The 11416-nt window shown below is 66.8% G+C and carries 8 protein-coding genes; 1 reads left to right on the top strand and 7 read right to left on the bottom strand.

What is annotated here, in order from left to right; genetic code table 11:
• Positions 1-10: 10 nt before the first annotated feature.
• The 4 genes from PV781_RS15555 to PV781_RS15540 all read right to left on the bottom strand — a co-directional run bounded on the left by PV781_RS15555 (position 11) and on the right by PV781_RS15540 (position 5471).
• The gene (locus PV781_RS15555) at positions 11-2680 is read right to left on the bottom strand and encodes a bifunctional acetate--CoA ligase family protein/GNAT family N-acetyltransferase (RefSeq protein ID WP_274776548.1); all 2670 of its coding nucleotides are present in this window, start codon (positions 2678-2680) and stop codon (positions 11-13) included.
• A gap of 146 nt (positions 2681-2826) precedes the next feature.
• Complete coding sequence (locus PV781_RS15550; RefSeq protein ID WP_274776547.1) at positions 2827-3249, bottom strand: response regulator transcription factor; 423 nt, start codon at positions 3247-3249, stop codon at positions 2827-2829.
• 139 nt (positions 3250-3388) lie between these two features.
• Positions 3389-4021, bottom strand: coding sequence for a response regulator FixJ (gene fixJ / locus PV781_RS15545; RefSeq protein WP_274776546.1), 633 nt, complete (start codon positions 4019-4021; stop codon positions 3389-3391).
• Positions 4014-5471 carry a sensor histidine kinase gene (locus tag PV781_RS15540; RefSeq protein ID WP_274776545.1) on the bottom strand — a complete coding sequence of 486 codons (1458 nt, stop codon included), beginning with the start codon at positions 5469-5471 and terminating at the stop codon, positions 4014-4016. Before PV781_RS15540 ends, fixJ begins: the two co-directional genes overlap by 8 nt.
• Before the next feature lie 212 nt (positions 5472-5683).
• On the opposite strand from PV781_RS15540, the gene PV781_RS15535 reads away from it, so the two are divergent.
• Positions 5684-6391, top strand: a complete 708-nt coding sequence (locus tag PV781_RS15535) for a helix-turn-helix domain-containing protein (protein WP_274776544.1) — start codon at positions 5684-5686, stop codon at positions 6389-6391.
• A gap of 54 nt (positions 6392-6445) precedes the next feature.
• Here the strand turns inward: PV781_RS15535 and hemN are convergent, their stop codons facing one another.
• The 3 genes from hemN to PV781_RS15520 all read right to left on the bottom strand — a co-directional run bounded on the left by hemN (position 6446) and on the right by PV781_RS15520 (position 11330).
• Positions 6446-7858 (bottom strand): oxygen-independent coproporphyrinogen III oxidase, encoded by a 1413-nt coding sequence (gene hemN / locus PV781_RS15530; RefSeq protein ID WP_274776543.1) that lies wholly within the window; start codon positions 7856-7858, stop codon positions 6446-6448.
• Positions 7859-7931: 73 nt separating this feature from the next.
• Positions 7932-9521, bottom strand: coding sequence for a bifunctional phosphoribosylaminoimidazolecarboxamide formyltransferase/IMP cyclohydrolase (gene purH / locus PV781_RS15525; RefSeq protein WP_274776542.1), 1590 nt, complete (start codon positions 9519-9521; stop codon positions 7932-7934).
• 57 nt (positions 9522-9578) lie between these two features.
• Positions 9579-11330, bottom strand: a complete 1752-nt coding sequence (locus PV781_RS15520; RefSeq protein ID WP_274776541.1) for a heparinase II/III family protein — start codon at positions 11328-11330, stop codon at positions 9579-9581.
• Between the last annotated feature and the right edge of the window lie 86 nt (positions 11331-11416).

Here is an 11416-nt window from a genome sequence, read left to right as displayed (position 1 = left end):
GCTCTCTTCTTCACTGCAGAGGCAGGTTGACCCTCACGACGGTGGGATCGTCGCTCCCGGCGGTGATCTTGAACCCCAGGTCCTCCGCCATGTGCAGCATGGGCATGTTCTCGCGCAGCACGTCGCCGAAGATGCGCTTCAGGCCCCTCTGGCGCCCATAGTCGAGGATGCGGGTCATCAGCTGGAAGCCGAGGCCCTTCCCCTTGCTGTCGGACCTCACCATGATCGCATATTCCGCCGCTTCGTTGTCCGGATCGGCGATGATGCGGACCACGCCCAGCACCTCCCCCTCCTTGTCCACGGCCACCAGCGCCATTTCCCGGTCGTAATCGATCTGGGAGAGGCGCGCGGCCATGAGGTGGGGGAAGTCCTTCACCGAGCCGAGGAAGCGCATCCGCACGTCGCGGGGATCCGATCGGCGCACAATGTCCACCAGCTGCGGCTCATCCTCCGGCCGGATGGGCCGCACCAGCAGCACCTTCCCGTCCGTGAGCGTCATGGTACTGGTCAGCCGGGTGGGATAGGGGCGGATGGCGAAGCGTTCCGTCCCGATGCCCTTGGTCGGGTGCACGACGATCCGGGCATCGAGCGCGATCACGCCTTGCGCGTCCGCCAGGAGCGGGTTGATGTCCAGCTCGGAAATCTGGGGGAGGTCTCCCATCAGCTCGGATATCTTCACCAGGGTTGACGAGATGGCCTCCATGTCGGCCGGCGGACGGTCCCGATAGCCCGCCAGGAGCCGCGCAATGCGGGTGCGCTCGATCATCTCTCGGGCCAGAACGCCGTTGAGCGGCGGAAGGGCCACGGCGCGGTCGGCGATCACCTCCACCGCGATGCCCCCCTCCCCGAACAGGACCACGGGGCCGAAGGTGGGATCATTGGCGATGCCGGCGATCAGCTCCTGGGCGTGGGGGCGGTTGATCATTTCCTGGACGGTGAAGCCCTCGATGCGGGCGGCCGGCATGCGCTCGGCGACCGTGAGCAGCATGCCACGCGCGGCTTCCTCGACGCCGGCCGGCGTGCGCAGGTCAAGCCGCACACCGCCCACGTCGGACTTATGGGTCACGTCGTGGGAAAGGATCTTCAGCGCCACCGGCTTGCCGATCTCGGCTGCAAGTCGGCCGGCTTCCTCGGGGGTGCGGGCGATGCGGGTGTCGACGGTGGGGATGTCATAGGCCCTAAGGACCTGCTTGGCCTCGTATTCCGTCAGCGCACTGCGCCCCGCGTCGATCACCGCCTGGACCACCTGCCGCGCCCGGTCCCGGTCCGGTTCGTCGAAGGTGCGGGCCGGAGGGGTTTCCATCAGGGTCGTCTGGTTGCGCTGATAGGAGACCAGATGGTTGAAGGCGCGAACCGCTTCGTCCGGCGTCTCGTAGGTGGGCACCCGGCAGGCGGCAAAGTTCTGGCGGGAGGCGGCGACCGCCGTCTCTCCCAGCCAGCAGGTGAGCACCGGTGCCCGCCGACGCTTCGAGACCACCCGGATCACCGCATCGGCCGCGTCCGAACTGTCGGCGACTGCGGTGGGACAGTTCAGCACCAGGGTGGCGTCGGAATTTGGATCCTCCAACAGGATGGAAAGCGCGTCCTCGTACCGCTTGCCGGGGGCATCGCCGATAATGTCCACGGGGTTGGCCCCCGACCAGGTGGAGGGCAGCACGCCATTCAGCTTGGCGATGGTCTCGGGGGCCAGCGTCGCCAGCCGCCCGGGCGTGCCCTCGATGGCATCGGTGGCGAGAACGCCGGCGCCGCCGCCATTGGTGAGGATGGTGAGGCGATCCCCCTGGAGGCGGATGCCCGACGACAGGGTGGTCACCGCCTCGAACAATTCCCGCAGTTCGTACACACGCAGCATTCCTGCCCGGCGGAAGGCGGCGTCATAGACGATGTCGGCGCCGGCCAGCGCGCCGGTGTGGGAGAGCGCGGCCTTGGCCCCGGCTGCGCTGCGGCCCGCCTTGATGACGATGACCGGCTTGGCGCGGGCCGCGATCCGCCCCGCCGACATGAATTTGCGCGCGTCGGTGACACTCTCCACATAAAGCAGGATGGCCCGGGTGGTGTTGTCGAGGGCCAGGTGGTCCAGCAGGTCCCCGAAATCCACGTCCGCTTTGTCGCCCAGCGATATGATGTGAGAGAAGCCCACCGACCGGGCATTGGCCCAATCGAGCACCGTCGTCGCCATGGCCCCGGACTGGGTGACGAAGGCCACGTCGCCCTTGCGCGGCATGAGATGGGCGAAGCTGGCATTGATGCGCGGGCCGGTGGAGATGAAGCCGAGGCAGTTGGGGCCGACGATGCGCAGGAGATTTGGGCGCGCCGCGTCAAGCATGCGCTGGCGCAGTTCCTTGCCTGAGGCGCGGTCCCCTTCCCCGAAGCCGGCGGTGATGACAACCGCTGCCCGGCAGCCCTTCTGGCCGAGATCGGCGATCACCTGCGGGATGTCGGCGGGAGGCGTCGCCACCACGGCAAGATCGATGGGAATGGGGAGCTCGGCCACTGAACTGTAGTTCAGGGAGGAGCGGATGGCGCGCTCCCTGGGGTTGACGGTCAGGATCGGCCCTTCGAACCCGGCCTCAAACAGGTTTCGGGCAATGACGGCTCCGATGGAGCCTGGCCGGTTGCTGGCCCCGACGAGGGCGATGGCGGAAGGATTGAAAAGGGCGTCCAGATTGCGGGTGGTCATGCGCCGGCCTCGCTTGGTCTGTGTCGCGCAAGGCGCGATTGAAAACGCGGTCCTTCAGGCGTGCCCCAAGGTAACACGCCATGCACGTGTCGGTTTCTGGATGTCTGAAATTTACCGGAACCCGCTGCGCCCGGGTGTTGCTCGCGTCAGGCCGGCATTCCGCTCGCAGCTTCGCCACCACGCGAAAAGCTGTCGCGCACGGCCTCGCTGAGCGCGTTGTTCAGGAGCGGCTTTTCGATGATGGCAACGCCCGCCGAATGTGCCCTGCGGCGCACGTTTGCGGTCGGCTGCGTAGTGATGAGGATGGCAGGAAGGGACACATGGCGGTCGCTGAGCTCGCGCAGCAGGTCGAGGCCGTTCACGCCGGGAAGGTAATAGTCGACGATGAGGCAGCCTCGGCTGGGAAGATCGTTTGCCCGGAGCAGTTCGTCCGCATTGGCATAGGTGCGGACATCAAAGCCTTCAATCTCAAGCGAGAATTTCAGCGAGCCGCGAACGGCGGGATCGTCGTCGATGACGAGAACGACCCCCCCGCCTGATGTGCTGCTCTCGCTGTGAACCAAAGGCATCTGAAACATCTCCCACGAGCTGCTCGTGGGATCGCGCAGTCGGGCTACCGGAAGTATCCCTTCTGACGGTAAGGGGAGCCTTGAGCTAGATCAACGGGACTTTGCCGGTGACCATGGGGCAAATGCGTATGACCAAACGTCAACCTTTCGGTGCGACGTCTGTGCCGATCCCCGCCAGAAGCGCCATCCTCACCAACTCCGACAGGCTCGCGGCCTTCATCTTGGTCATCACATTGGCGCGGTAGACTTCCACCGTCCGGGGGCTGATGCCGAGGTCGTAGGCGATGGTCTTGTTGGCGTGCCCGGCCACCAGATATTCGAGCACCTGGTGTTCGCGGTGGGAGAGCGTGGCGATGCGCTCTTCCACATCCTCGCGCACCGCATCGACCTTCTGATTTTCCTGCGCGCGCGACAGGCAGGTGCGGATGGCTGCCAGGAGCGCCTCGTCGTCGAAGGGCTTTTCCAGGAAATCGGAGGCCCCGAGCTTCATGGCCTCCACGGCCAGGGGCACATCTGCATGGCCGGTGACGACGATGACCGGCACGCGGCAGCCGGCATGATCGAGCTTCTCAAGCAGCTCAACGCCGCTGAGGCCGGGCATGCGGACGTCCGTGATGATGCATCCCGCCTTGGCGGGAATGCCGGCTTCCAGGAACGCGGCCGCCGAATCGTGCTGCTTCACGTCGAAGCCGTTGGTCGCAAGAAGGAAGGCCAGCGAGTGCCTTACCGCATCGTCATCGTCGATGACGTGAATGAGCTGCGAATCAGGCATCGTCCTCCCCTTCCTCCCGCACGGCGCGCAGGGTGAAGCAGAAGACTGCTCCCCCTTCCGGATTGGGCTCCGCCCAGATGCGGCCCCCATGGGCCTCGATGATGGTACGCGAAATGGAGAGCCCCACACCCATGCCCTGGGGCTTTGTCGTGACGAACGGCGTAAATAGCTGCTGCGCCACCTCTTCGGTCAAGCCGTGCCCGGTATCCGACACGGTCACGGAAACCATGTCATCAGCAGCTGGGGCCGTTTGCACGGTCAAGCGGCGCACGGGGGTTTCCATCATGGCTTCCACGGCATTGCGCAGGAGGTTCAGGAGCACCTGCTGCACCTGTACCTTGTCGGCGAGCACCTGATCGCAGGTCGGATCGAAGTGGAACCGCACCTGGATGCCGTATTCCTTAACGCCCACCAGGGCAAGCGCGCTGGCTTCTTCCACCAGCTTTGCCAAGCTCTCCACCCGCCGCTCCGTCTCGCCCCGTGAGACGAAATCCCGCAGGCGGCGGATGATCTGCCCGGCGCGCAACGCCTGCTCGGCAGCTTTGTCCAGCGCACCCTTGAGCATCTGGGAGGTTGCGTCCTCGCTGGCATCCAAGAGCCGTCGCGAGCCTTTCAGATAGTTGGCGATGGCGGACAGTGGCTGGTTCAGCTCGTGGGCCAGCGTCGAGGCCATCTCGCCCATGGCGGTCAGACGAGAAATGTGGACGAGTTCCGATTGCAGCTCCTGCAGGCGCGCCTCGGTCTTCTGGCGTTCGGTCAGGTCGCGGATGAAGCCGGTGAAGAAGCGGCCGGACGAGGAGCGCATCTCCCCCACAGCCAGTTCCATGGGAAAGGTGGTGCCGTCCTTGCGCTGGCCTACCACCACGCGACCGATGCCGATGATGCGGCGTTCGCCGGTGGTGAGATAGCGCCCCAGATAGGCATCGTGCGCGTCCCGGTGTGGATTGGGCATCAGGATCGCCACATTGCGCCCCACAGCCTCCGCCGATGAAAAGCCGAACAGGCGCTCGGCAGCCGTGGAGAAAGACTGCATGATCCCCCGCTCATCGATGACGATCATGGCGTCGGGCACCGTGTCGAGGATCGACGACAGATGCGCTTCCCTCGCTAGCAGGGCGCGGTCGCGGGCGGCGGCGTCGACGCGGGTCCGGCGCAGCCGCTCCCCCAGGACGGCAGTGCCGAGGCCGGCCACCAGAAGAAGCGCAAGCACCGACCAGTCGGTTGGGACAGGGTCCGAGCCGGTATTGGCGAGCAGCAGCAGCCCCAGCGCGCTGACCACGAGCGCCCCGATCCCCGCCGCGAGGCCGCGCGTTCCCACGAGCACAACAGCCAGAGTGCACAGTAGGGCGGCGTGCGAGCCGAAAGGTGGCATTTTCAGGAAGCCGATGAGTCCAGTCACCACGGTGGCCGCGCCTACCCCGACGACGGCACCCAGAACGGTCGGAGGCATCACGCCGAACGCTCTTGGCGGGTCCGAAGTGTCACTGGATCTGAAACTCATGCGGCCCCGGCTGAATCGCAACGTGCGCTCGACGTTCACGTTAGCACGCACTTTTCGGCTAGGGGATATTACTTAAGGAGGCAGACGTAAGGGTTCAATCCGAATTTCGCCTGTGCAGGCAACGGACTATCCCTTTCGACGTCCAGATGGAGACCGCTCCGATGAACGTCCATGTCGCCCCCCTGTCCTCGCATAATGCGCTGAATGCCCGCGGCGAAGTCCGGTGGGGAGAGACTGTCGATGTCTCCCGCGCTGCTGATCTGGTCAGCAGCCTCGGAACCGTCGTCCAGCTTGCCCGCAACTCCGAAATCTTCGGTGAGGACGAGCCGGCGGAATATATCTACGTGGTGTTGTCCGGAGTGGTGCGCATCTGCAAGCTTCTGGGCGATGGCCGCCGCCAGATCGAGGCGTTCTGCCTGCCGGGCGATGCCTTTGGCTGGGAGCGCGGATCGCTCAATCGCTTTTCGGCTGAAGCCGTCAATGAATGCCGCCTCGCCCGCGTCAAGCGCTCCATCCTCTTCGCCCGCGCCTCCGACGATGCCGAATTGGCCCAGGCCCTTTGGGCGCTGACCTTTGCGGAGCTGCACCGCGCGCAAGACCATCTGCTCCTCCTCGGCCGCAAGACCGCGCAGGAACGGGTGGCCGCGTTCCTCCTGGACCTTGCCCGCCGCTCGGCCAACAGCCACGAGCCGGCCACCGAAGTGGTCCTCCCTATGTCCCGCCAGGACATTGCCGATTATCTCGGGCTGACGATCGAGACCGTCTCGCGCACCCTCACCTCGCTGGAAGAGGCTGCGATCATCGCCCTGCCCTCCTCGCGCCGCGTCATGCTGCGTGACCGTCATGCCCTGCGGCGCCTCGACTCCTGAAGGCGCCGATCCATTTCCTGTGTACCCGCGTATCTGCGTAACTTCCTCCCCACCTCACACCGCCGCCGAATGCCGTCGAGGCTCGGCGGCGTTTTCTTTTGCCTGCGGCAGATAGGCGTCGAAGACGGCGCAGGCCACACGGGTGAAGCTGCGCGCCGCTTCGGGGATGCGAATCACATTGCCGCTGAGTTCGACCAGGCTGTCGGCCTCCAAGGCGGCAAGAGCCGCGCGCTCCGCATCGAAATGACCAAGCGGCACATCGTGGCGGGCGCAGACCGCAGCAAGGTCCACGCAGAGGTCACACATCAGGCGCTCGATCACGTCCCGCCGGAGCCGATCCTCGGCCGTGACAAGCCGTCCGCGCGCCACCGGCAGGATCCCTTCGGCTACCGCCTTGTGCCAGGCGGGGGTGGCGGGGATGTTCTGCACATAGCCCTGGGGGAGCGCCCCGATGGAGGATGGCCCGAAGCCCAGAAGCACCGGCGCGTCGTCGGTGGTGTAGCCCTGGAAATTGCGCTTCAAAGCCCCGACCACCGCCTTGGCGGCAAGGCTGTCGTGGGGCTGCGCGAAATGGTCAAGCCCAACCGACACATAGCCGGCGTCATTCAGCATTTGGGCGATCAGGCTCGCCTGGTCCAGGCGCGCTGAGGGGCCGGGCAGCGAGTCTTCCGGGATGAGGGCCTGGTGGCGCTTCATCCAGGGCACATGGGCATAACCGAACACGGCGATGCGGTCTGGCTCCAGTTCCAATGCAGACCGCACGGTGCGCGCCACGGTTTCCAGCGTCTGGTGCGGCAGGCCGTAGATGAGGTCCAGATTGATGGACGGTATGCCGGCGGCGCGCAGCCACGCCGTGACCTGCGCCGTCTCCTCGAAGCTCTGCATCCGCCGGATGGCCTTCTGCACGTCGAGCTCGAAATCCTGGACGCCAAGGCTGACACGGTTCACGCCGTTGCGCGCCAGCGAGGCGGCCTTGGCTTCATCCATGACCCTAGGATCGATCTCGATGGCGATCTCGGCGCCATCCCTGATGTCGAAGACGGACCGCAGGCGCGTCATGACGCGGGTGAAGTCCGCGTCCGACAGCATGGTGGGCGTGCCGCCCCCGAAATGAATGTGTCGGGCTGACAGCCGGTGCGGCAGCTGCTCGGCCACCAGGGCGATCTCGTCCAGCAGCCGGTCGGTGAAGGCTGCCACGGGGGTATAGGTGCGCGCGACGCTGGTCTGGCAACCGCAATAGAGACACAGCTCGGCACAGAACGGCACATGCAGGTAAAGGGAGACGTCCACGTCGGCTGGCAACGCTGCGAGCCATTGCCCGTAGACGCCCGCATCCACCTGCGGCCCAAAATGGGGTGCGGTGGGATAGCTCGTATAACGTGGCACCGGGCCGCCATAACGGGCCAGGAGATCCTGTGCGGACGGCAGGGCGGGCGCGGAGCGGGGGGCAAAGGCGAGCGCGGTCATGAATTCTTCATGCCGCGCCCGCCGATGCAGGGCCTTGATTCAGGACAAGACGGTGCCGATCGGCACCGCCGGTTCAGTGCTTGAAGTGGCGCACGCCGGTGAAGACCATGGCAAGGCCCGCCTCGTCGGCGGCGGCGATCACCTCGGCGTCGCGCATGGAACCGCCTGGCTGGATGACGGCGGTGGCGCCCGCCTCCACCGCCGCCAGGAGGCCATCGGCGAAGGGGAAGAAGGCATCGGAGGCCACAACCGATCCCTTGGTGAGCGGCACGGCGAGCCCGGCGGCTTCGGCCGCATCCTGCGCCTTGCGGGCGGCGATGCGGGCGGAATCCACGCGGCTCATCTGGCCCGCGCCGATGCCGACGGTGGCGAGGTCCTTGGCATAGATGATGGTGTTGGACTTCACATGCTTGGCGACCCGGAACGCGAAGCGCAGGTCGAGAAGCTCCTGCTCGGTGGGTGCGCGGCGCGTAACCACCTTCAGCTCCAGGTCGTCGGCGCTCACATTGTCGCGGCTCTGCACCAACAGTCCGCCGGCCACCGTGCGCACATTGAGGCCCTCGGCGCGCGGGTCAGGCAGGCCGCCGGTCACCAGCAGGCGCAGATTCTTCTTGGCGCCGACGATGGCGATGGCCTCCTCGGTGGCGTCGGGGGCGACGATCACCTCGGTGAAGATCTCGGTCATCAGGCGGGCGGCGGCTGCGTCCAGGGTCCGGTTGACGGCGATGATGCCGCCGAAGGCGGAGACGGGGTCGCAAGCCAGCGCCTTGCGATAGGCCTCTTCCAGGCTCGCCCCCTCAGCCACGCCACAGGGATTGGCGTGCTTGACGATCACCACCGCCGCCGAGCGGGCGGGATGGAACTCGCCCACACACTCGAAGGCCGCGTCGGTGTCATTGATGTTGTTGAAGGAGAGCTGCTTGCCCTGCACCTGACGGGCGGTGGCGACGCCGGGGCGCTGCTCTCCTGTGGCATAGAAGGCGGCCTTCTGGTGGGGGTTTTCGCCATAGCGCAGCTCTTCCAGCAGCTTGCCGCCAAAGGCGCGGTAGCTGGGCGCGCTGACATCCACCTGGCCGGCGAACCAGTTGGAGATGGCGGCGTCATAAGCGGCGGTGCGGGCATAGGCGGTCTGGGCGAGGCGCCGGCGCAAGGCGAGCGTGGTGCCGCCATGCAGCTCGATCTCCTTGATGACGGCCTCGTAGTCGGCCACATCCACCACCACGGCCACGTCATTGTGGTTCTTGGCCGCGCCGCGGATCAGCGCCGGCCCGCCAATGTCGATATTCTCGATGGTCTCGTCGAAGTCGGCCCCGCGCGCGACCGTGGCCTCGAAGGGATAGAGGTTCACCACCACCAGATCGATGGGAGCGATGGCGTGCTCGGCCATGGAGGCCTGGTGGCCGGCATCGGCCCGGATGGCCAGAATGCCGCCATGCACCTTGGGGTGCAGCGTCTTCACGCGGCCGTCCATCATCTCGGGGAAGCCGGTCAGCTCGGCCACGTCCAGCACCTCAAGTCCCGCCTCGGCCAGCGCCTTGCGGGTGCCGCCGGTGGAGACGAGTTGCACGCCGGTCTTCGCCAGCGCGGTGGCGAACGGGATCAATCCGGCCTTGTCGGACACCGAGATGAGGGCGCGGGTGACGGGGCGGATATCGACGGTCATGGAGGCACTCCGAACGGGATCGGGGCTCGCCCTATCACGTCCGGCGGTGCCTCGTCATCAAGCTCGCGCGGCGGGGCCCCTGATGGGCGAGGGTCGCACGGAGGGCGCCTCGCGGGTGCGCACGAAGGTCCACAGCAGCCGGGGCGTCTCGGCCAAATTGCCGGAGAGCACCAGCTGGAGCGTGCGACGCGGGCCGTCGGGCGCGGCGAGATAGACGCTTTCGTCCACGTGCACCATCTGGTTCGGTGCGACGAAGGCCCACGCCTCCCCGCCAGGAACTGTAAGCAGAACAGTGCTTTGGTCGTCCAGGCGCTCCACGGTGATGGCCGGGTGCAGGTGGAAGCGGGCCACGAAGCCGACCGCCGGAAGCGCCGCTTCCGGCCCGGCCGTGGAGCGGAACACGTCCTCTCCATCCAGGCGGCCGCCATCCGCGTCCAGGCGCCAGGAGCGCTGGTGGATGACGCCGAACGGCTCTGCATAACCGTCATGGCTGGCCCGCAGCATGATGGTGCCATCGCGGCTTCCCCGCTGCACGGGCACGCTCTTGGGGCCGGAGACGATGGGGATGCCCACCATGCGGGCAAGGCGTCCCTCTGCGAAGAAGCGGCAGGAGGAGGTATCGCCGACCACGACCGTGGAGTGGGCGGCCGTGGCCCGGGCCACCTGGCGCCAGCGCTCGCGGTTGATCTCCGTCATCCCGCAATTGACCACGATGCGGTGCCGCCCCGACGACATTTCGAAGGCGAGGCAGCTGGCATGCGCCTCCTCGCTGGCGGAGAGAGGGGGAGGCGTGCCGGTATCGACGATCACCACCGCGCCCCGCGCTTCCATGCGCTGGAAGCCCGCATGGGGCGCATTGGCCACCGGCGCGCCGCGCGCATCATCATAGGCCAGGATGGTGGCGAGCTGATCGGCGGCCGTGTGGCTCATGCCGTGAAAGAGGGAGAAAGCACCGTCCCCGTGCCGGAAGAAGCGCAGCATGGGCATCATGCGGTCGATGGCATTCATCAGCGCCGGTGGGGCGGGCTGGTTGCGGGCGGCAAAGGCATGACGGAGCGGCAGGAGGTCCAGCAGCAGCGCGATGAGCATGCCCGGGCTGCGCGTGAGCGGGCCGCCATCCGGGAGAATCTGACGGTCCAACTCCTCCACAAGCCGCTTTTGGGCGGCGCGGAGCAGGCGAGACTGGTCGGACATGCACAGGCCCGCAAAGACCAGCGCGATCAGAGCAATGAGGCGGGGATAGCCGTCTGGCGCCTCGCCGGAGGCACGCCGCAGATGCCGCACTTGCCGCGCCAGGCTCTTCATGAACCGGCGATAGAAATCGTGGTCCGCGTCCTGGAGGATGAAAGGGGCCTGCGTGAGCCACGAGATGATGCGACGCGCAGTCACGTCCGGCCGCGCGGCCACATTGCGCGCAACGCCGGAATTGCGGATCCAGTCTCCCACCAGAGCGCGGGCATTGGCGCGGGCGATGGTGGTTCCGGCCGCACGCAGGTGGCGCAGCCAGCCGAAGCCGTGCAGAACTTCCGCCCATTCCTCGGAGGGCGGGTCGATCTCAAACGGCGTGTGCCCCTCCAGCATGGCGATCTTGCCGGCAAAGGCGAAGCGGCCTGCATAGATCTCGCTGGCGCGGGTGGGGTCGCCGGTGCGCAGGTCCTGGGGCGCGATGAGCAGGCGCTCCGGCACCGGCACGCTCACCTGGCCCAGCGCCAAAGGCGCGGCGGGCGCGCGGGCCAAGAGCGAGCGCCAGGAACGCCCGACGAGATAGCCCGCCAGGCGCACGCGTTCTGCCAAGGCTCCCCGTGTCATGCGTCCTGCCACCCCTGCCCGCGGACCGTCCTTCGGAAGGCGAGCCTCGCGGCAGCCATGGGAGGGTGGCAGGTCGGTCCAGAATG

Source organism: Aquabacter sediminis (genome assembly GCF_028863665.1).
GTDB lineage: Bacteria > Pseudomonadota > Alphaproteobacteria > Rhizobiales > Xanthobacteraceae > L1I39.
This window is presented reverse-complemented; position numbering and strand designations above follow the sequence as displayed.

Bases quoted from the DNA above. Each gene is read 5' to 3' on its own strand.
- PV781_RS15520 (WP_274776541.1), bottom strand. From the start codon at position 11,330: ATGACACGGGGAGCCTTGGCAGAACGCGTGCGCCTGGCGGGCTATCTC.
- PV781_RS15550 (WP_274776547.1), bottom strand. From the start codon at position 3,249: ATGCCTTTGGTTCACAGCGAGAGCAGCACATCAGGCGGGGGGGTCGTT.
- purH (WP_274776542.1), bottom strand. From the start codon at position 9,521: ATGACCGTCGATATCCGCCCCGTCACCCGCGCCCTCATCTCGGTGTCC.
- PV781_RS15540 (WP_274776545.1), bottom strand. From the start codon at position 5,471: ATGCCTCCGACCGTTCTGGGTGCCGTCGTCGGGGTAGGCGCGGCCACC.
- PV781_RS15555 (WP_274776548.1), bottom strand. From the start codon at position 2,680: ATGACCACCCGCAATCTGGACGCCCTTTTCAATCCTTCCGCCATCGCC.
- PV781_RS15535 (WP_274776544.1), top strand. From the start codon at position 5,684: ATGAACGTCCATGTCGCCCCCCTGTCCTCGCATAATGCGCTGAATGCC.
- hemN (WP_274776543.1), bottom strand. From the start codon at position 7,858: ATGACCGCGCTCGCCTTTGCCCCCCGCTCCGCGCCCGCCCTGCCGTCC.
- fixJ (WP_274776546.1), bottom strand. From the start codon at position 4,021: ATGCCTGATTCGCAGCTCATTCACGTCATCGACGATGACGATGCGGTA.